The following is a 19,352-nucleotide window of genomic DNA, read 5'->3' as shown; positions in this document are numbered from 1 at the left end:
AAGCAGCCCCTTCACTTGCAAAAGGACCGCTTTGATATTAAATAGTATTCGCAGCGTTCTCGTCATTTTTGAACTGTTTCATTTTAAATGCGAAGAACAGAAGAGTAGCTGCAAGCATTGGCACCATAAAGTAGCCCAATATAATGGCATTTTGCCACATCAGGCTGTAATCTCCGGTAGTGATGACTGTCCTTAATCCTGCGATCGAATAAGACATCGGCATAAAGGAATGAACCGTCTGTAAAGAAGAAGGAATCATTTCAGTCGGGAACGTACCTCCGCTCGACGTCAATTGGAAAATCAGCATCAGGATGACGATAAATCTTCCCGGATTCCCCATAGTAGATACCAGAAACTGTATGATCGCCATGAACGTTAAACTGATGATGATACTGAAGACAATAAACCTTCCTGTGCTCTGTACGTCCAAATCCAGTCCTTTGAGCAGGATGAAGTCCGCAATGAATGCCTGTATAATTCCTGTTACCGCCATAAAAGCGTATTTGCTTAAGAACCAGCTGAAGGCGTTTTTAGGCTTAACCGCAGGTTCAACCAGCGGAAAGACAATGGTTAGCATGAGTGCCCCTACAAAAAGACCAAGGGACAAGAAGTAAGGAGCCAGACCTGTACCATAGGTCATATCCTTTACAGTACTTGCGTTAAGGGTTTTTACCGGATTGGATATCATTTTGATCTCATCGTCAGTAGCTTTCGCTTTTCCGGCTTTATCCGCTGCCTTGTGAAGTTCGCCGGCAAGCTCCTTATTGCCCGAATGGATGGAATCCACTCCGGATGCCAGGTCTCTAGCGCCTTTATTCAACTCCTGGGCTCCTGCACTTAGTTTCCCTGAACCGTCTTTGGCACTTTGAAGACCTTGGGTTAAATCGATGCTTCCTTGTGCCAATTTGGATTGCCCTTCGTTCAGTCTACCCACATTCTCAACCAGTGCAGGCCATCCTTTCGCCAGACTGCCTGTCCCTTCACTTACTTGTGCAGAACCGGCTGCTATTTGATCGGCTCCATTTTTTGCTTCACCAATTTTGGACATAAAGGTTTTTGTGCCGTTCAGCAGTTTTTGCTGGCCTGCTGCGAGCTGATCAATGCCATCCACTAATTTTTTCTGGCCGGTATGAATAGCCCGGACACCTTGCTGAAACAATGACTGTCCTTGTTGAAGCTGATTCGCGCCTGCTGACAGCTCATTTGCTCCTTCTTTAAGAGGAAGCGCACCGTCCGCAACTTTTTGGGTTCCCTGACTCACCTGTTTACTGCCTGCTTCAAGAGCCGCAACCCTTGCCAGGATTTCTGCTTTTGGCATATCCGGATTCTTTTCTAAATCGGCTTTTAAGGATGAAAGACCATCGCTTACTATCGCTGCTCCTGCAGCCGTTTGGTCGGCACCGTCTTTAAGTGAAGATGCACCTGCTGAAAGTTCACCAGCACCTTTCTTTAAACGTTCTGCGCCAGCCAGCAGATCTTCTCCTTTTTCATCAAGCGTTGCGGAACCCGCATAAGCCGCTTGAGCACCAGATTTCAGCTCGTCTGCCCCCTGGGCGGATTGCTCCTGGCCGGATGTGATTTGACTTCCTTTTTCGTTTAACTCACCCAAGCCTGCAGCAAGACGATTTGTACCCTGGGTAAGCTGCTCCGCTCCGTTATTCAGCTTCTCGATATCAGAGGTTTGCTGCTTCATTCCTGAATACAGCTTTTCTGTGCCGTCCTTGGAAGCCTTCAACCCTGATGACAGCTGGGAAGAACCTCCCTCCAATTCTCCAAGTCCGCTTTCAAGATCTTTTGTTTTATTGGACAGGGTTTCTGTGCCTTTCGCCAAATCGTGCGAACCCGTGGAGGCTTTTGAAGAGCCCTGTGCCAGTTTTCCTGCTCCATCAGAAGCTTTCTTAAACCCATTTCCCATTTCATCTATCTTATCAAATATAACGCTGGTATAGGTTTTGGAGATTTGGTTGGACAGCTTGTTTTCTAGCTGTTGTACCCCTTTTTGACCAATTTGGGATGCCAGATAGTTATATCCCGAATTGGTTTTGTATGTTAATTGCAGCTTGTCCGGATGAGGATCCATTGCTGTCTTGGCTTTTTTTGAAAAATTGTCCGGAACCTCAATTACTGCATAATACTTATTCTCTTTAAGTCCGTTTTCCGCTTGTTTTCTTCCTACAAACTCCCATTTAAAATCGGGATTATCCTTTAATTCCTTGACGAGGTCATCCCCAATCTCGAGTTTTTCTCCATCCATTACAGCACCTTTGTCCTCGTTTACAACAGCGACAGGCAGCTGATCGGTATGGGAATAAGGATCCCAAAAGGCCCATAGATAGATGCCGGCATAAAGAATAGGAATAAATAAAATAGCCGCCACTGGTATCAGTAATTTCGGATTGCGCAGGACGGAATGAAATTGTTTCCAAACCATGTGTTCTCACCCATTTCTTTCAGTTAATACATAATGACTATTTTAGTCATATGGTCATTTTCGTTTAAAAAAAAAGAGATCTTTTAAAAAGATCGCTGCAAAACTGACTAAAATCAAAAATTGGTCATTACTAAAAATACCACGAGTTTATCCGGTTTGCAACTGTTACTTTCTTAAACCGGTAATGAGGATATTTTCAAAGATGTCGGCGATTTCTTCCTTGCTTAACGGCTTGTGCTCCATTTCCCAGTCAAATACAAGTGATACATACATCTTTAACATGACATAGGAAGTAATTTCTGTATTACATTTCTTAATTTCACCTTTTTCGATTGCCTTTTCAAGCTCTTGCCTGATGAATGACATCACCGCTGCTTCCAGCATGTTGCTTGCCTCTTTTACAGCAGGAGTATTCATCTCTCTGCCTTCCTGCGAAATTTTGATGGCAAGCTTGTGAGACTTGCGAAAGTCAAGAACGCCATAGAGGGCAGCATGAAGGTTTTCATGAAATGGGCGTTCTTGCCGGATCGCCTCCACCGCTACATGTTTAATTTGCTGAACAAGGTCTGATACAATTTCTTTAAAAAGCTCCTCTTTGTTCTCAAAAAAAGTATAAATCGTTCCCTTTCCAACATTGGCAATTTTCGCTACCTGGTCCATTGTGGTTGCCTTGTAACCAAACAATGTAAAAGACTTTGCAGCAGCTTCTAAGATATTTTGTCTACGATCAACCATGGGCACATTTCCTTTCACTGACCATTTTTTAGAACTGGTCAATTCCTCACTTTACCATGTAACCGATCTTTATACAAGATTCATTTAAGGAGAAGAAACAGGCAATGTAAGCAAGACTCTCGTTCCCTCCAGGGGTTTGCTTTCAAATTGTACACTGCCTCCGATTTCCCTGATCAGCCGGTTAATAATCATGGTTCCGAGGCCAGTACCTTTTGTTTTTGTCGTGTAAAAGGGCAAACCGATATTTTGAAGCTCTTCTTCCGTCATTCCTTTGCCATTATCCTCAATGACAAGCGTAACGGAGTTTTTTGAAGAAGAGTGCTTATAGATATCAATCTTTCCTTCTTTCCCCTCTGTGGCCTCGATGGCATTTTTTATAATATTAATCAAACACTGCTTGATATGCTGGGAATCTCCGACAATCTGGTAAGGCTGCTCTGTTTCTTTATAGTGAATAGAAGCACTATGCAAAGCACCATATGGAGTAATGAGCGCCAGCGTATCATGAACCACTTCATTCATGGAAAGAACCGTCAGCTCCGGAGCGGAAGGTCTGACCAGCGTAAGATAATCCGTAATAATTTTATTTGTACGGTCAAGTTCTCCCAAAATAAGCGGTGAAAATTCCTTGAGTTTCTTATCCTCCGTGTCTTCCGCTAAAAACTGAATCAGTCCCCGCACCGTGGTCATCGGATTTCTCACTTCATGGGCAATAGCTGCAGCCATTTGCCCCACGACCGACAGTTTATCAAGGTAAACGGTTTCTTCCAGTCTCATGTTCACCGCAGTCAGTCTTTCAATCAACAAAATAGTAGAGAAAAAAGAAATATGAAAAGAGATAAAATACACCCAGTAAAAATCAACAGGAAAAAGTTTAACCGGTTATTGATGATCATCATATAAATGACCGTATAAATGGAAGCAATCACGATGCCTGCTTTCCATTTCTTTTTGTTCTCTGTAAAAAATCCCTTGTAGGCTGCCGCAATAACGAATGCGATCAATGCCAGCCCTACACCAACCATTGCAAAATTCCCGCCAATAAACAAGCGTGCTGCACAGACAAACAAGGTACAAATAACTCCCGGGATCAGTCCTCCGTATAAGGTGGCCACCATAATTGGAACGTTTCGTAAATCGAAGACAGAATCCTGAAGCGTCTGGATTGGATAGACCATGCAAAGCAGAGCACATGCACTCGCGATCATGCCATAAATGCCTTTCATGCGAAGGGTAAACTCCCGCCTGATCATAAATGGAATCAGCGTGTTGGCTAAATAGGTCAATGAAAACACAATCGCAATATTCACAAACAATGGCTGTAAAAAGTCCCTCATTTTATTAAATCTCCTTCAAAAATCCCTATACCCCTATAGAATTATACTGAAATAACCGTTTAAAAGCGAGAGACACCGGCAATGCTGGAAAAAAATAAAAAAGCGGCAGGCGCTAATGGGCCGACCGCAAATTTTTAACAATATGCATTACTGCTTTTTCAGCTGAAGCCACACAATCGGGAAGCCCCACCCCTTCATAGGAAGCACCGGCCGCATAAACACCGGGAAAATGCTCAGAAAGGTTGGCCTGCAGCCTTTCCCATTGCTGCTTATGGTTGACTTCATATTGGGGCATGGATTGAATCCAGCGGGACACATAATAAAATTCCGGTTCAGCGGCAATATCCATGATGATATTTAAATCCTTCAATACGGTTTTCAATATCATCTCATCCGACTCAAAAACAATATCCTGATTGTTGGCCCGACCCACATAACAACGCAGCAGCACCATTCCTTCAGGAGTAGTATGCGGCCATTTCCGATGGGTCCACGTGCATGCGGTAATCGTTGTCGGCTCTTTTCTGGAGATAACAAACCCTGTTCCGTTAATATCCGTTTTCAATGCTGAAGCAGGAAAAGCCATCGCTACTGTTGCTACAGAGGTAGATGGGGTTGCATGGAATCCATCTACTCTCAATTGTTCCGGAAGCAGATGTTTAGTCACCGAATAAGGAGAAGCCAAAATCACAGCATCCGCATGTGTGTTGGTTCCATCCTCCAAATCGATCCGGTATCTGCCTGCTTCTTCCCTTGCCACGCCTGACACCTTTTTATTTTTCCAAATGCTTTCCGGTTCCAGTTGTTCCTCAATTCTTTCCACAAGCGATTCAAGCCCGGAAGACAGCGTGAGAAACTGCCCTTTTTTCTTTCCATACGCACCCGGACGGTCGGACGGCTTCGGAATGTTTTGTTTCATACCAAGAATAAGACTTCTTGATTTTTTTTCAACATCCTGAAACTGCGGAAATGTCGATTGCAGACTCAGCCGGTCGATGTCGCCGGCATAAATGCCCGAAAGCAAAGGTTCGATCAAATTCTCCACCACTTGGTCACCCAGCCTTCTCCTGAAAAAGTGGCCGACCGAAATGTCGGTGTCTGCTTCTTCACGCCGTGGAAGAACGAGATCAAGCGCGGCCCTGGCTTTGCCAGCCGGAGAAAACAATTTGGTTTTAATAAAGGGACCGACTTTCGTAGGAACACCCATAACCGCGCCTTCGGGAATGCGATGAAGAGCCCCCCCGGACATCACATAAGCTTGTCCGGTTTCATTGTTGACCAGTTTGTCAGCTAGTCCTGCCTGCTCAATCAAACGTGTCATGCTTTTTTTCCGCCCAAGGTAGGAGTCCGGCCCCCGTTCGATCACAAACCCTTCGCGATGAATGGTTTTGATCTTTCCGCCAAGCCGGCTTGAAGCTTCAATCAATGTATAGGTTACCGGAAGGCCTTTTTCCTTCTCTTGCTGCAGGTAGAAGGCTGCCGTCAGGCCGGTTATTCCGCCGCCAATTATTACCACATGCTGCCGTTTGGGCATGATTATCACTTTCCTTCTTGGGTTAAAGCTTCTGATACAACATCAGCGAGTGCGCCAATAAATTCATCCTTGGCATTCGGCATTGCCGGGCGGTAATAATTTACGCCCAGTTCTTCGGTTACAACCTTGCATTCATAATCATTATCAAACAAAACCTCGAGGTGATCAGCAACAAAGCCGACCGGGCAATACACATAGGATGTATATCCATGTTCTTTATATAAATCTCTTGTCAAATCCTGTACATCGGGACCGATCCAGGGTTCAGGCGTATTTCCCGCACTTTGCCAGCCGATTGTATAATGAGGAATTCCAGCTTTGACCGCGATCAAGTCTGCTGTTTCTTTTAGCTGATCGGGATAAGGGTCTCCCATTTTCAAAATCCGTTCAGGCAGGCTGTGGGCTGAAAAGATAACGACTGTTTTTTCTTTTTCGGCCGATGGAATCCCGCCCATGACCTTATTAATCTCCGTTACCCAATAGTCTATAAATTTCGGATGATCATACCACTGGTCAATTGAGGTCAGTTGAATACCAACGTTCTCTGCCTCTTCAGCGGCACGCCCATTATAGGATTTCACACTGAAGGTGGAATAGTGCGGGGCAAGAACGATGGATACCGCTTCCGTTATTCCGTCTTCCTTCATTTGCTTTACCGCATCCTCAATGAAGGGATCAATGTGCTTCAAGCCTAAATAACTTTTAAATTCCACATCACTAAAGCGGCGGTTCAGCTCCTCTTCCAGCCTCAAAGCCTGTTCCTCTGTAATTTTGGCCAGCGGGGATATTCCCCCAATCATCTCATACCGGTGTGTGAGATCCTGAAGCTGTTCTTCGGATGGCTTCCTTCCGCGGCGAATGTGAGTATAGTAGGATTCTACTTCATCAAGGCTTCGTGGTGTGCCGTAAGCCATGACAAGCAATCCCATTTTTCGTTTTCCCATTTGTGTCACCCCAATTTTTCAGAAGAGTAGTCGTGTATAAAAGCGGTCAGCCGCTGCAATGTTTCTACCTGTACCTGAGGGAAAATCCCTTTCCCTACATTAAAGATGAACCCTGGCTCTTCCATTCCTTCGTCGAGGATTCGCTTGGCTTTTTCCTCAATAACCTTCCACGGAGCCAGCAAGATGGAAGGATCCAGATTGCCCTGAAGCGCTTTGGTCACTCCCATTTCTCTTGCTTCCCTTGGAGACGTTCTCCAATCCAGCCCAATCACATCGATAGGCAGGTCATTCCAATCCTGCAGAAGATGGCGTGCCCCGGTTCCATAAAGAATGAGCGGAACTCCTTCGGTGCGCAGTTCAGAAAAGATACGGTTCATCACCGGCTTGATGTAATGTCTGAAGTCTTCGGCGTTCAGGGCACCTACCCATGAATCGAAGATCTGGAACGCCTGTGCACCTGAAGCAATCTGTGCTTTTGCATAGGCAATCGTCATGTCACCCAGTTTGTCCATCAGCAAAAACCAGGCTTCCGGATCTGAATACATGAATGCTTTTGTATGATGGTAATCCCTTGATGGGCCTCCTTCAATCATATAGCTTGCGATCGTGAACGGAGCCCCTGCAAAAGTAATTAACGGCACCTCGAGCTGCTGGCGGAGAAGCTGGATCGTTTCCAGAACATAAGGAACATCCTTTTGCGGTTCAATTATACCCAATTTCTCAACATCTTCCATCGTCCGGACCGGTGCATCAATCACCGGGCCGATGCCGGTCTTGATCTCAACATTTACTCCAAGAGCGGGAACAGGAGACATAATGTCTTTATAGAGGATGGCCGCATCAACACCGTGCTGATCAACGGGCAATTTAGTAACCTGGGCACAAAGCTCCGGGCGGTGAGTAATGTCAAAAAGCGAATATCTTTCTTTCAGTTTTCGGTATTCCGGTTGAGATCGCCCTGCCTGGCGCATATACCATACCGGTACAAAACTGTTTTCCTCTTTTCGACAGGCTTTTAAAAACTCCTCATTCATCATCAACATCAACACACCTTTCTGCTTTGAAGCAAAAGCCCGATCCACACTTTCCCTGCTTTGTGTCCCGACCTATTATGAATTCCTTTAATATGATGATTAGGAACCCGTTCGCTCCATTATCCATAAAACATTGTAAAAGAATTCACAATAAATGTATAGCGTACCGATTTAAATGTCATGAATTCGACAAGCGGCCACGGACGAATGTCATTTACAGCCGGTAAAAATTTAACGGAACAGATCAAGCGCAACAGAATTGGAAGGTTCACCCTCCTGATCGGTTTGCGGATTCAGGGGCACCACGTAGAATTTAGGCAGGGTGAACAGATATCGTCCTGAAACGGTATAAGAGCCCTTTCCGGTTACTGTATCGACATGGGTGGATTCCCCGTCTTTTATTGCGTAAATCTTATACTGGAGACGTTCATCGTCAGATGGCGTCCAGGAAAGTTTAATTCCAGGCACACCGAAACTCCCAAGAGCAAAGTTGGCTTTCAAATCACTGATTTTGATCAAATCCACTGGTGGATCGAGTTCTTTCACACCTTTTGGTTTCTTGAACGCCAGCCCCCGTTGAGACGGCATCTGGGAGATCACATCTTTAAAAAGCAGCGTCGCTTTTTCACTTGATGTGTTCAGGTAGCTTTCGTTTGTGGTTCTGTCATATCCAATCCATGCGGCTCCTACCACTTTGGGCGTGTACCCGACAAACCAGGCATCTTTGTTTGCATGAGGAACTCCTTCATAATTCGTCGTACCAGTTTTGCCCGCCAATTCTGTGCCGGCGTTTCCGGATTTTCCGGTCCCTTTTTCAACCACCTGCTGAAGCATGCGGGTCATATACCATGCGGTTTGTTTTTTAAATACTTTCTTTTCTTTATGGCTGGCCTTTCCGACAAGCTCTCCGTTCCGGTCATAGATTTTGGCAATCGCATACGGTTTGACCGTCTTCCCTTCCCGGGCAAACGACCGGTAGGCGGCCATCATCTGATAGGGTGATACACCGTTGTCCAGACCGCCAAGCGCAATACCGAGCCCTTTGTCCGGGATGTCCATGCCAAGCTTCTTCAGTGCTGCTTTAGACTGGTCGATGCCCAGCTCATTGAGAAGCCATACCGCTGGAGCATTGATTGAATCCCTTATGGCCTCGGCCATGGATACTTTGCCGCGGTATTTTCCGTCATAGTTTTTGGGCGCATAGCCTTTGTAGCTAAGCTGCTCGTCTTTAAGCATCGAATACGGTTTGTACGCCTTGGTTTCCAGAGCTGGCGCATAAACCGCAAGCGGTTTGAAGGCAGAACCCGGCTGGCGATTAACATTCACCCGGTTAAGGCCTTCTCTTAAATATCCTCTTCCTCCCTGGGCAGCAATGATACCGCCCGTGTCGGCGTCCATCATCACCATTGCGCCTTCAGGCGGCTCTTTCCCCGTTCCGACAAAATAGTCAGGTTTTAAAAAGGTTTGATACAGGGTTTCCTGTGTGGCTTTTTGCAGCGGCACGACAACTTTATAGCCGCCTTTGCGCATTTCCTCGCGTGAAAGATGATATCTGTCCTTTGCTTCATCAAGCACCATATCAATATAGGTGGTCAGGGCCGGATTTCGTTCTTCTTTATGAAGATTCAGAGAGATTGTTTTGCCCTTCGCTCTTACCGCCTGTTCAGCCGTAATGAAATGATGCTTGGCCATCAAATCCAACACAAGGTCCCTTCTTTTTTTACTGGCCTCGCGATGCTCAATCGGTGAATAGTAGCTTGGTGCTTTTGGCATTCCTGCAAGCATAGCCCCTTCTTCAAGCGTCAGATCACTCACATCTTTATTAAAATAGAATTTGGAAGCGGCCTGAATTCCATAAGCACCATGCCCAAAATAAATTTGGTTAAGGTACATTTCCAAAATTTTATCTTTGCTGTATTTTCTTTCAAGATTAATAGCGATGACAGCCTCTTTCGTTTTTCGGAGCAGTGATTTTTCATGGGAAAGAAAAACGTTCTTTGCCAGCTGCTGAGTAATCGTGCTTCCTCCCTCTACTTTATGCCCCGCGGCAATATCCCGGTAAACGGCACGGGCGATGGAGCGAAAATCAAGGCCATGGTGCTCATAGAATCTCGTATCTTCCACCGACACAAATGCATCTTTCACCTCATCCGGTATCTCTTTCCCGGATACCAGCTCCCGGTTTTCAGAATAGATCCTTGTAATGGTATTCCCCTTCATATCCACCAGTTTTGAAGCAGAGTTCATGACGAGGTCTTTCTCATCCACCACATAATCCCCGGCCATGAGTATAAATAAATAGCCCATAAATCCCGCTATAAAAATCCCGATTAATAAACCAATACCTAGCATTCCATTTTTAAACACGCCATGTACCTCTCTTTATGACAAAGTTTCCCTATCAACGTGCCATCCTGATTGCTTATTTTACTATATTATTACAGATTACGCGAAAAGAAGGATAAATCACATAATACTGCAGACGCTATTCATTAACTTAACACTCGTTTATTATTTGCATTCAGCGGGTAATTCATGAATTAGAAGCTTTCTTCCCACTACTATCTGACCAAAAAGGAGCGGTTATATATGAAGCTATTTATCACTTACGGAACACAGCATTATCTAGAAAAACTGCCGGAAGCCTCTCATGAACATGCCATCCTGCTTGAAAGCGGAGGAGATGCGGCATTATTAGCGGAAAACGAGGAAACCAATCCTTTTGAAGAAGGACATTCATATGAAATCCTGAATTCACGCGGAAACCTGAAAAATGGTTCATTTGCCGTGTTGAACCACATCCAGGTAACCGATGAAGGACGTGCCCTCTTTGAGGAACGATTCCACCAGAGAGCCGGCCTTGTAGAAAAGGAACCCGGCTTTGCAGCGATTCGCGTATTGCGGCCAGACAAAAATGACCCTTATATCATATTGACGTTATGGGAGTCCCAATCAGACTTTATCAATTGGCAGCAATCCTCCGCCTATGCGGAAGCCCACAAGGACAGGGGCACAGGTGGCGGTCTTCCACAAACCTTGTTTTCCGGACCATCGTATGTAAAGCAATACCGAGTACTTTCCTAAAAAAAGCATATACATTCATTCATCTAAGCCTGCAGGCATCCGTAAGCTGTGCAGGTTTTTCCTTATGAGAAATAAATTCTGGAAGATATGATAAATCTATAGGAGCGTGCGAATACTTTTAGGAGATGAGGAGGGGTTCATATGAAAAAAGCAGCAATTATCCTGAATCCGTATGCGGGCAACAAACAGCTCGTTGACAATATAGATTATGTGGTAAAAAAAATAGAAGAAGGCTACAGCGAGGTTATTCTCCACAAAACAAAGGAAGAAGGAGACGGCGGAAGATTTCTGGCAGAGATTGCTGACGATGTGGATCTGATTATCGGAGCCGGTGGAGACGGGACGATCCACGAACTTGTCAACGCTCTTTGCCCTCTTGAAAACCGTCCAACCTTCGCCATATTGCCCGGAGGCACATGCAACGATTTTTCAAGGGCCATTGGCATGGATCAGGACCCTTTTAAGGCCGTGGATCAAATTCTCGAGAACAGAATCGAAAAACTGGATGTCGGCCATTGCAGCACAAACTACTTCCTTAACTTTTGGGGAATCGGCTTAATCACTCAAGTCTCTGCGAATATTGACAGCCAGGTTAAGGACCGGTTTGGGCGCTTGTCCTACTACCTTTCAACTGCTCAAACGGTGAAGAATTATGAATCGTTTCACCTCGAAATTGATAGCCCTGACTTCAACTATAGCGGAGATGCCTCCATGCTCATTGTCGGAAACGGACCGTTCACCGGAGGCATTAGAGCGTTCTTTCCTGACACGGACATTCAGGACGGGAAGTTTGACATCCTGATTGTCAAAGAGCCTTCGCTACGGTTAATCCTGGATGCGGTTCAATCCAAATTACTGAACACCACACCTGCCAATAAAGACCTGCTTTACTATAAAACCAGTTCACTATCCGTTACCGCCACACCCGACCAATTGATTGACTGTGACGGGGAACGTAATGCACGAACGCCGGCAACACTCGAAAACTTGAAGAACTACTTGTCCGTTATCGTCGGCCAATTCCCGGTTTGATTCTGTTGTCCTTAAGAGTTACGCCGTTTATAAAAATAAACGGCTTCAAGTGCAGCTACACATAAAAGAAGCCATACGAGACCAGCAGAATAACCGGCAACCACATCTGATGGATAGTGGACACCAAGATATATTCGGCTAATTCCAATCAAAATGATCACAATTCCGAAAAGAAAGCCCCAGAAGAATTTAATGCCGGTCTTTCTTTTACTCCTGACTATCAAGTATCCCAGAAATCCATAATAAACTAAACTGCCCATCGCATGTCCGCTAGGAAAGCTGAAGCCCAAAGCTTCAACAATCGGATCTGTGTCGGGCCGTTTTCTTTGGAAGGCATTTTTCAGGATCAGGTTCAGCAAGCCTCCCCCGCCAACGGCAATTAGAAAAAAGAGCATTCCCCAAATATTTTTGCGTTTAAGCCATAGCCACAGCATTCCTGCTGCAACCAGAATCCCCAGCGCCAGTTTCGATCCGATTTCTGTAAATACAAGCATGACCCGGTCCATGGCCGGTGATGAATACGAACGAACCGCATCAATAATGACGGGATCAAACCCAAACGCTTCTTTTTCCAATACCTCCTCCGATAATTCGGCAAAAATCAAAAGGCAAGCTGTAGCCAGTCCAAAACCGGCCAGAAGCAAAAGCGTCGGGATGAGAGGAAAAGATACTTTTTTAATCAAACGTTTAATCATTGCGGCACCTCTTGCAAAAGAATAACTTATTAAACGAAAAAAAGCTGCCAAGGGTTTCAAAATGGCAGCTTTTTTTCTCTATTGTACAAGTTTAATGAGCATATGGGCCAGTTGGTGCTTCTGCTGATCATCTCCAACCTTCCAAAGCTCTTTCAGAAGATTTTCTTCCGCGTTGCGTGGGTCTTCTGATTGTGCGAGATGTTCAGCGACCTTTTGTGCCGCTTTGGCCAATGTTTCTTCATCCAGTCCCAATTTTTCGCCAAGCGCTACTCTTGTGTGGAGGTAAGATTTAAATTCTTCAAAATTGTGCAGAATTTCATCTTTTCGCTCATCACTGATGCGTTCAACGGTGTCATCGACCTTGTTGAGGTTTACTGTATCGTCTTTGTGCAAAATATGTTTTTCTTCATTGCCCATGGCCTTTTTCTCCTTTATCGATTTAATTTTGAAAGGATAGAGAGTGATTCTCGGTTAAACGCAGGAATATCATCCGGCTGTCTGCTTGTTACAAGATTTCCGCCGCAAACGACAACCTCTTCATCGACAAAGTTGGCGCCCGCATTCTTTAAGTCCACCTTGATGGAATTATAGCCCGTTACTTTGCGGTCCTTTAGCACGCCTGCCGTAATGAGCAGCTGAGGCCCATGGCAGATTGCAAAAATGGGCTTTCCGTTGTCTGCAAATTCTTTGGCAAAGCTGACAAAACGCTCATCATCTCTCAACTGGTCCGGAGAGAACCCTCCTGGGATAAACAGCGCATCAAAATCAGAAGGGCTGACCTCACCGATTCCTGCATCTGAGGTCACGGTTGCTTCCTGCTGTTTCCCTTTTAGTGTTTGTCCTTTTTCAAACCCGATTACCGTTACTTGGTGCCCTGCTTCCTTGTAAGCTTTGGCTGGATCGGTAAGTTCGACGTCCTCAAACAAGTTAGTTAATACAGTTGCAATTTTAGCCATCTGCAATCCTCTCCTCTTCAGTAATCTACACCCTTTAACATTTCCTTTTAACAAAAGAAGTAAACCCGTTTTTCTGGAGTTTATTACATGTTTAAATAGGGAAGTATATAGCTGAATGAATATTGGGAGGTAATGTATAAATGGAAAAAGATTTAGAAGTATTGATTGAAGGACTAAACGAAGACCTAGCCAACGAATATTCAGCGATCATTATGTACAACCATAATGCAGCCACTGTATCCGGAATTTTCCGCCAGGTTCTGAAACCGTTTTTCGAGTCTGAAATTGGTGACGAACAAGGACATGCCTTGTATCTTGCCGAGAAAATCAGCACGCTCGGCGGTACCCCAACTACCACTCCAAAAGAAGTAAAACAGGTAAATGATGTCCGCCAAATGCTGGAAGAAGCCCGCAATGCGGAGATTGATACCATCCGCCGTTATGAAGAGCGAAAAGAACAGGCGTCCAAGCTTAACATGACTGAATTGGTTGTGCAGCTGGAGGATATGATTGCGGATGAAACTAAACACAAAGAAGAAATGGATCGCTTGTTAAAAGATAATCGATTCTAAAAAACCAGGAAATGCGATAAAAAGCTGCTGCTTTCACCCATTGAGGAAAGCAGCAGCTTTTTTTAAAGCCAGCCTTTTTGTTTCAGTTCATTGACTGTACGAAGTCGAAAACAGTTTTTAGCCGTCTTTCCCAGCTCATCAAGAAAGCGGTAATTGGCAAAGGCGCCAACCACTGCACCAAAGCCCGGAACCATTTGCAGCATCTTCACCAAGTCAATGTGATCTCTGTAATCCTGTTGCAGTGTCTGCCAGTCAATCCCCCGCAAGTATTGCTGCTCCGTCGGGAAATCACCGGTGGTGTCCTCCCAGTTCAAAATCCGTTCAAGTAGATCCACCCGTTTAAACGGACTGCTGTAAGCCAGCTGAAAAATATAAAGAATGTAAAGCCGCTCCCGGTAATCCTTCACATCGAACCCGTATACCCCGGCAGCATCGAACAGAAATTTCATTTTAATACCCAAAAGGATAGGGAAATCGGCAAGCCCCAGCAGGAATCCGCCCGCTCCTGTACCTGCTCCTTCCACCGCTGCTGTGCGCCGGTAAGAAACGATCAAAGCATCCGCTGTTTCATCACTTTCCCTGAGACTGCGGGGAGGCAACGGCTGTTTTTTCGAAATATATCCCGACCCGATCAATGTCCCATGCACCATGCTTTTTATACTTTTCGTGATCATCAGATGCACCTTTTCCGGGAGCATGCTGTTGAACCGGTTCTGCAATTTTTTTGATGAGCGGTCCCAAAGAGAAGGCTCTTTTCTCATCTCTTGCTCCCACCTGTGAAGCTCTGCCAAAATTTCGGTTTCATACCTGCCCATGGACTCGCCTCTTTCATGAACTTCAGGGTTGTTTTATTCTACCTTACTCGCAAGAGCTGCTTTTTAGTATAGTATTCGGTAAACAACCAGACAAAAATAACAGCAAGAATGCCAGAAACCACTCCATTGGTCCATGTCCCCCCCATAGCAAGAAGGAAGGCTACGTAAAGAAAAGCCTGAATGAGCATCAGCAGGCGCAGCCATCTCTGGAATGCCTGAAAGCGCCATTGGTGCTTCACCGGATAAAGTTCAAACCAGACATTCCCCTTATGATGCTTATACAGAGGCAGAAGCTGTATCCCTGTAGCATGCAGAAAAAGAAGAACGAGGACGGTATGCCACCAGCCTTGTGGAATCCAGAAAAGAAACAGGCCTCCGATAAGAATCAGGCGAATATAAATGCCGAAATAATCGTTGGATCGGAAAAAGGTTTTTCGGTATAAACCGTCAAACGTGTGGCTGTGCCTGTAAGAAACTTTCGATAGCGAAGACAGCCAGGTTCGCGGCCGTACCCTTTGAGCCAGCTGCGGCACATCGGTAAACAGGTTGGCTACACGGTAAAGCTTCATCATCATTCCGTTTTCCACCTCCAGGAGATGCTCCCACTTGTAGCCATGAACCTTTTTTATATAGCCAAAAACAAAGTTCGATAAAACGTACATAATAGCAAGAACAGCGATCAAAAACACATAGGCCATCTGAAACAAAAGATATAGAAATACAGCATTAACGACCAGGCGGAGGAAAGTGTAATTCCTTCTGTTCCTGTGAAAGGGCAGCCGCTGCTCCTCCCACGATGTTTTGATGTTCCACAGCTTGGCAGCGAGCAAAAGAGCAATGGTAATCAGCATTTCAAACCCTCTGCCGGAAATATATTTCGAAAACAATGGTCCCAATGCCACAAAAACAAGAACCACAATAAACGATTGAACTACCATGGAATACCGGATGGAATGTCTGAAATACTCCTTCATTCGCGATTCAACCGGCAAAAGAAACACAAGGTCTCCTTTCCTTAAGAAGGTGCGGACCGGGCTTTTCGTAAGTAAATAGGCAAAAACAGCAATGAACAGCCATAGTGCCGGGAAATTTTCAGGAAGCTGTTTCAGAATACGGGCGTAATAGAAACTTCCGGTTACAAAAAGGATATACAAAGACAGCATGAATCCGCTGTTCCCAATCAGCCTGAAATACCGAAGCGCCAGGCTGAAATATTGATCCTTCCTCACCCGCCAAATTTTTGTGAAATCCATCATGGCCGCTTCCCTCTGCTAGCATGAATATAGATGTCATCCAGGGTGGCATCGGGGTTGCCCATCTGGCCTTTAAGCTCCTGAAGGGTTCCCTGCATCGCGATTTTGCCTTCATGCAGAATGATAAACCGGTCACAGTACCGTTCAGCCGTCGCAAGAATGTGCGTGGACATCAGGATTCCCGCCCCATTGTTTTTAAAGCTCTGCATAAGCTCCAAAAAAGAATGGATGCCAAGCGGATCAAGACCGACAAATGGCTCATCAACGATATAAAGTTCGGGCTCAACGAGAAAGGCACACAAAATCATTACCTTCTGGCGCATTCCTTTTGAAAAGTGGCCCGGAAACCATTTAATTTTGTTTTCCATATTAAATTCCGCCAACAGCGGCCGAACTCTCGTTAAAAAGGTCTGTTCTTCAAGCCCATAAGCCATCGCCGTCATTTCGAGATGCTCCCACAGGGTAAGCTCTTCATAAAGAATGGGTGTTTCCGGTATGTATGACAACTGTCCTCTATATTCTTCCGGTTCCTCCTGAAACGTTTTTCCGTTAATCTTTGTTGTTCCCCTGCTTGGCTCCATCAGCCCCAATACATGCTTAATCGTTGTACTTTTTCCTGCGCCGTTTAATCCGATCAACCCAACGATTTCATTGGCATGTACATCAAAGGAGACATCGTGCAGGACGGGCCTGTCGGGAGAATATCCCCCTGTTAAACCGGTAATTTCGAGAATTTTTTTCATATTCAATATCCCTTCTTTTGGACCTTTGTTTCTAGTTTGGTAAAAACGTTTCAATATTATTTCAACAAAAGCTGTCCTTTTGGTAACGAACAGCCTGCACTCCTGTCTGAATTCCTTTTCATCATACTATTTTTCGTTTTTGTTTTCCAACCGTGGCAATTTTTATGGATAAACTTCAACAGATCTGGCAACCCTAAAAAAGAAGAAGGCATCCCCCCTTCTTCAAGGGAGATTTCAGGTACTATATCACGATTTGAACAACCAAATTCAGGGAGATGATTCTCTTGGAAAAGATTATGGCTTACCCAGGCATATAATCCAATGGAATGAGGTGTTCGCTAAAAAATCGGAATGTATGTTTCCAGGTTCTCCTTTCTTCTCTAACCTCTATAGGAAAAGGGCTCTGCATACGCAGGGCTCTTTTTCTTATGTAAATTTCTAAATGTTCCAATAACATATGGTCCCAAGTTGTGCTAAAATGAGAAAAAACATTTGAGGTGATGGAATGAATCATGATGATCAATGCATTTTTTGTAAAATTGTAAAAGGTGAAATCCCTGCCTACAAGGTCTATGAGGATGAAAATGTAGTAGCGTTTTTGGATATCAGCCAGGTTACAAAGGGACACACCCTGGTAATCCCGAAATCTCATCACAAAGATGTGTTTGCCCTGCCGTCTGAGACAGCCGGAAAATTGTTCTCTGCTGTACCCCAAATCGCTACTGCAATTAAAGAAGCGTTTGACCCGATCGGTTTAAATGTGCTGAACAATAATGGCGAAGCAGCCGGACAATCTGTATTCCACTATCATGTACATATTATCCCGCGCTATGGGAAAGGTGATGGCTTCGGAGCTGTTTGGGAAACACATGATTACACCAAAGAACAATTTGAGGAAATATCAAACAATATAGCATCCCGTCTTTCCTGATCAATCCGATCACTGCCTGTCTAAAGGCAGTTTTTTATTTCACCAGAGGAGGAACTGCATTCATGAATCAAGTGTATAATTTCAACGCCGGTCCCGCTGCACTGCCGCGGGAAGTATTGGAAAAAGCGAAAGAAGAGCTTTTGGACTTTGAGGATACAGGAATCAGCATCATGGAGCACAGTCACCGCGGAAAGCATTATGAAGCGGTGCATGAGGAGGCAAAAAGCTTGTTAAAGGAGCTCTTATCCATCCCGAATGAGTATGAGATCCTATTTCTACAGGGCGGTGCAAGCCTGCAGTTTGCCATGATTCCCATGAATTTCATGAAACAAAACGAAAAGCCGGGCTACATCCTCACAGGGTCATGGTCAGAGAAAGCCCTGAAGGAAGCGAAAAAAATTGGGGAAGCTGATGAAATCGTGTCGGGGAAATCTTCCAACTATTCCTCCATCCCCGAAATCCCTTCTCTTTCTTCCGATGACTATACGTATGTACACGTGACAAGCAACAACACCATTTTCGGTACGCAATGGGCTTCGTTCGACAACCTTGAGCACCCTTTCTTGATCGCTGATATGTCCAGTGACATTCTCAGCAAACGATTCCCCGTTGAAAAGTTTGGAATGATCTATGCAGGCGCACAGAAGAATCTGGGGCCAGCTGGTGTTACCGTTGTTATTATGCGAAAAGATGTAGCGGACAAAGCAAATAAAGAACTTCCGACTATACTCTCTTATGAAACACATATCAAAAACCATTCGCTTTATAATACACCACCTACATTTTCAATCTACCTGCTAAAGCTGGTACTCGAGTGGGCAAAGGACCTGGGCGGTCTTGAAGAACTGGAAAGACGAAACAAGGAAAAAGCAAAGCTTATTTATGACGCTATTGATGAAAGCGGCGGCTTTTATACCGGCCATGCCGAAAAAGACAGCCGTTCTTTGATGAACATTACCTTCACCTTGCAAAACGAAGAGCTGACGAAGCAATTTTTAAAAGAGGCACAGGAGCAAGGATTCTCCGGACTTGCCGGACACCGTTCAGTTGGGGGATGCAGAGCTTCGGCTTATAATGCGGTTCCTTTGGAAGCCTGCAAGGCATTAAAGAAATTTATGAATGAGTTTCAGGAAAAACAAGGTAATTAGGGCTTGTTGCCTGTTCAACGCTTGTGAAATTTGTTAAAATAAGATGAACTTCTTTGCAGAGGGCACGAGAGCACCTATGAAGGAAGTAACTAGTTGAGTTGAGGAGAG

Annotated in this window: 19 protein-coding genes; 5 read left to right on the top strand and 14 right to left on the bottom strand. The window is 44.9% G+C overall.

Annotated elements, in window-relative coordinates; all coding sequences use genetic code 11:
* Nucleotides 1–37: 37 nt before the first annotated feature.
* The 8 genes from QNH15_RS05095 to QNH15_RS05060 all read right to left on the bottom strand — a co-directional run bounded on the left by QNH15_RS05095 (nt 38) and on the right by QNH15_RS05060 (nt 10,367).
* A complete protein-coding gene (locus QNH15_RS05095) occupies nt 38–2,431 on the bottom strand; it encodes a YhgE/Pip domain-containing protein (RefSeq protein ID WP_283893051.1) in 2,394 nt (797 codons plus the stop codon).
* Nucleotides 2,432–2,596: 165 nt separating this feature from the next.
* The gene (locus tag QNH15_RS05090; protein ID WP_283893049.1) at nt 2,597–3,166 is read right to left on the bottom strand and encodes a TetR/AcrR family transcriptional regulator; all 570 of its coding nucleotides are present in this window, start codon (nt 3,164–3,166) and stop codon (nt 2,597–2,599) included.
* 84 nt (nt 3,167–3,250) lie between these two features.
* Nucleotides 3,251–3,943: an ATP-binding protein gene (locus tag QNH15_RS05085; RefSeq protein WP_283893047.1), complete on the bottom strand. Its 693-nt coding sequence runs from the start codon at nt 3,941–3,943 to the stop codon at nt 3,251–3,253.
* Nucleotides 3,944–3,966: 23 nt separating this feature from the next.
* Nucleotides 3,967–4,503, bottom strand: a complete 537-nt coding sequence (locus tag QNH15_RS05080) for a LytS/YhcK type 5TM receptor domain-containing protein (RefSeq protein WP_283893046.1) — start codon at nt 4,501–4,503, stop codon at nt 3,967–3,969.
* A gap of 112 nt (nt 4,504–4,615) precedes the next feature.
* The gene (gene hemY, locus QNH15_RS05075; protein ID WP_283893045.1) at nt 4,616–6,037 is read right to left on the bottom strand and encodes a protoporphyrinogen oxidase; all 1,422 of its coding nucleotides are present in this window, start codon (nt 6,035–6,037) and stop codon (nt 4,616–4,618) included.
* Nucleotides 6,038–6,042: 5 nt separating this feature from the next.
* On the bottom strand, nt 6,043–6,981 hold the full coding sequence (hemH, locus tag QNH15_RS05070; protein WP_061967263.1) for a ferrochelatase: 939 nt from the start codon (nt 6,979–6,981) through the stop codon (nt 6,043–6,045).
* Between the two features lie 5 nt (nt 6,982–6,986).
* Nucleotides 6,987–8,024, bottom strand: coding sequence for a uroporphyrinogen decarboxylase (hemE, locus tag QNH15_RS05065; protein WP_430667154.1), 1,038 nt, complete (start codon nt 8,022–8,024; stop codon nt 6,987–6,989).
* A 222-nt stretch (nt 8,025–8,246) separates the two neighbouring features.
* On the bottom strand, nt 8,247–10,367 hold the full coding sequence (locus tag QNH15_RS05060; RefSeq protein WP_283895437.1) for a transglycosylase domain-containing protein: 2,121 nt from the start codon (nt 10,365–10,367) through the stop codon (nt 8,247–8,249).
* A gap of 237 nt (nt 10,368–10,604) precedes the next feature.
* Here QNH15_RS05060 and QNH15_RS05055 point away from each other — a divergent pair, with 237 nt between their 5' ends.
* Nucleotides 10,605–11,099, top strand: a complete 495-nt coding sequence (locus tag QNH15_RS05055) for an antibiotic biosynthesis monooxygenase family protein (protein WP_283893042.1) — start codon at nt 10,605–10,607, stop codon at nt 11,097–11,099.
* Nucleotides 11,100–11,240: 141 nt separating this feature from the next.
* Nucleotides 11,241–12,131 carry a diacylglycerol/lipid kinase family protein gene (locus tag QNH15_RS05050; protein ID WP_283893041.1) on the top strand — a complete coding sequence of 297 codons (891 nt, stop codon included), beginning with the start codon at nt 11,241–11,243 and terminating at the stop codon, nt 12,129–12,131.
* 11 nt (nt 12,132–12,142) lie between these two features.
* Here the strand turns inward: QNH15_RS05050 and QNH15_RS05045 are convergent, their stop codons facing one another.
* The 3 genes from QNH15_RS05045 to QNH15_RS05035 all read right to left on the bottom strand — a co-directional run bounded on the left by QNH15_RS05045 (nt 12,143) and on the right by QNH15_RS05035 (nt 13,782).
* Nucleotides 12,143–12,826 (bottom strand): phosphatase PAP2 family protein, encoded by a 684-nt coding sequence (locus tag QNH15_RS05045; protein WP_283893039.1) that lies wholly within the window; start codon nt 12,824–12,826, stop codon nt 12,143–12,145.
* Nucleotides 12,827–12,904: 78 nt separating this feature from the next.
* Nucleotides 12,905–13,243 (bottom strand): DUF3243 domain-containing protein, encoded by a 339-nt coding sequence (locus tag QNH15_RS05040; protein WP_061967254.1) that lies wholly within the window; start codon nt 13,241–13,243, stop codon nt 12,905–12,907.
* A 14-nt stretch (nt 13,244–13,257) separates the two neighbouring features.
* Nucleotides 13,258–13,782: a type 1 glutamine amidotransferase domain-containing protein gene (locus tag QNH15_RS05035; RefSeq protein ID WP_061967250.1), complete on the bottom strand. Its 525-nt coding sequence runs from the start codon at nt 13,780–13,782 to the stop codon at nt 13,258–13,260.
* A 140-nt stretch (nt 13,783–13,922) separates the two neighbouring features.
* Here QNH15_RS05035 and QNH15_RS05030 point away from each other — a divergent pair, with 140 nt between their 5' ends.
* A complete protein-coding gene (locus QNH15_RS05030) occupies nt 13,923–14,354 on the top strand; it encodes a ferritin-like domain-containing protein (RefSeq protein ID WP_061967247.1) in 432 nt (143 codons plus the stop codon).
* A 62-nt stretch (nt 14,355–14,416) separates the two neighbouring features.
* Here the strand turns inward: QNH15_RS05030 and QNH15_RS05025 are convergent, their stop codons facing one another.
* Genes QNH15_RS05025 through QNH15_RS05015 form a run of 3 tightly spaced genes read right to left on the bottom strand, consistent with a single transcriptional unit; the run spans nt 14,417 to nt 17,165 of the window.
* Entirely contained in the window at nt 14,417–15,169 is a 753-nt protein-coding gene (locus tag QNH15_RS05025; protein WP_283893035.1) for an EcsC family protein, read from the bottom strand.
* A gap of 38 nt (nt 15,170–15,207) precedes the next feature.
* Complete coding sequence (locus tag QNH15_RS05020) at nt 15,208–16,425, bottom strand: ABC transporter permease (protein ID WP_283893033.1); 1,218 nt, start codon at nt 16,423–16,425, stop codon at nt 15,208–15,210.
* Nucleotides 16,422–17,165, bottom strand: coding sequence for an ABC transporter ATP-binding protein (locus QNH15_RS05015; protein WP_283893032.1), 744 nt, complete (start codon nt 17,163–17,165; stop codon nt 16,422–16,424). The genes QNH15_RS05020 and QNH15_RS05015 overlap by 4 nt, the downstream gene beginning before the upstream one ends.
* A gap of 505 nt (nt 17,166–17,670) precedes the next feature.
* Between QNH15_RS05015 and QNH15_RS05010 the strand changes: the two genes are divergently transcribed.
* Both QNH15_RS05010 and serC read left to right on the top strand, forming a co-directional pair.
* On the top strand, nt 17,671–18,096 hold the full coding sequence (locus tag QNH15_RS05010; RefSeq protein WP_129477564.1) for an HIT family protein: 426 nt from the start codon (nt 17,671–17,673) through the stop codon (nt 18,094–18,096).
* Between the two features lie 62 nt (nt 18,097–18,158).
* Nucleotides 18,159–19,244 (top strand): 3-phosphoserine/phosphohydroxythreonine transaminase, encoded by a 1,086-nt coding sequence (serC, locus tag QNH15_RS05005; RefSeq protein WP_283893031.1) that lies wholly within the window; start codon nt 18,159–18,161, stop codon nt 19,242–19,244.
* The last annotated feature ends 108 nt before the right edge of the window (nt 19,245–19,352 follow it).

Origin of the sequence: Fictibacillus enclensis (genome assembly GCF_030123385.1) — a bacterium.
Classification (GTDB): Bacteria; Bacillota; Bacilli; order Bacillales; family Fictibacillaceae; genus Fictibacillus_C; species Fictibacillus_C enclensis.
This window is presented reverse-complemented; position numbering and strand designations above follow the sequence as displayed.

Bases quoted from the DNA above. Each gene is read 5' to 3' on its own strand.
- QNH15_RS05095 (WP_283893051.1), bottom strand. From the start codon at position 2,431: ATGGTTTGGAAACAATTTCATTCCGTCCTGCGCAATCCGAAATTACTG.
- QNH15_RS05090 (WP_283893049.1), bottom strand. From the start codon at position 3,166: ATGGTTGATCGTAGACAAAATATCTTAGAAGCTGCTGCAAAGTCTTTT.
- QNH15_RS05085 (WP_283893047.1), bottom strand. From the start codon at position 3,943: ATGAGACTGGAAGAAACCGTTTACCTTGATAAACTGTCGGTCGTGGGG.
- QNH15_RS05080 (WP_283893046.1), bottom strand. From the start codon at position 4,503: ATGAGGGACTTTTTACAGCCATTGTTTGTGAATATTGCGATTGTGTTT.
- hemY (WP_283893045.1), bottom strand. From the start codon at position 6,037: ATGCCCAAACGGCAGCATGTGGTAATAATTGGCGGCGGAATAACCGGC.
- hemH (WP_061967263.1), bottom strand. From the start codon at position 6,981: ATGGGAAAACGAAAAATGGGATTGCTTGTCATGGCTTACGGCACACCA.
- hemE (WP_430667154.1), bottom strand. From the start codon at position 8,024: ATGTTGATGATGAATGAGGAGTTTTTAAAAGCCTGTCGAAAAGAGGAA.
- QNH15_RS05060 (WP_283895437.1), bottom strand. From the start codon at position 10,367: ATGCTAGGTATTGGTTTATTAATCGGGATTTTTATAGCGGGATTTATG.
- QNH15_RS05055 (WP_283893042.1), top strand. From the start codon at position 10,605: ATGAAGCTATTTATCACTTACGGAACACAGCATTATCTAGAAAAACTG.
- QNH15_RS05050 (WP_283893041.1), top strand. From the start codon at position 11,241: ATGAAAAAAGCAGCAATTATCCTGAATCCGTATGCGGGCAACAAACAG.
- QNH15_RS05045 (WP_283893039.1), bottom strand. From the start codon at position 12,826: ATGATTAAACGTTTGATTAAAAAAGTATCTTTTCCTCTCATCCCGACG.
- QNH15_RS05040 (WP_061967254.1), bottom strand. From the start codon at position 13,243: ATGGGCAATGAAGAAAAACATATTTTGCACAAAGACGATACAGTAAAC.
- QNH15_RS05035 (WP_061967250.1), bottom strand. From the start codon at position 13,782: ATGGCTAAAATTGCAACTGTATTAACTAACTTGTTTGAGGACGTCGAA.
- QNH15_RS05030 (WP_061967247.1), top strand. From the start codon at position 13,923: ATGGAAAAAGATTTAGAAGTATTGATTGAAGGACTAAACGAAGACCTA.
- QNH15_RS05025 (WP_283893035.1), bottom strand. From the start codon at position 15,169: ATGGGCAGGTATGAAACCGAAATTTTGGCAGAGCTTCACAGGTGGGAG.
- QNH15_RS05020 (WP_283893033.1), bottom strand. From the start codon at position 16,425: ATGATGGATTTCACAAAAATTTGGCGGGTGAGGAAGGATCAATATTTC.
- QNH15_RS05015 (WP_283893032.1), bottom strand. From the start codon at position 17,165: ATGAAAAAAATTCTCGAAATTACCGGTTTAACAGGGGGATATTCTCCC.
- QNH15_RS05010 (WP_129477564.1), top strand. From the start codon at position 17,671: ATGAATCATGATGATCAATGCATTTTTTGTAAAATTGTAAAAGGTGAA.
- serC (WP_283893031.1), top strand. From the start codon at position 18,159: ATGAATCAAGTGTATAATTTCAACGCCGGTCCCGCTGCACTGCCGCGG.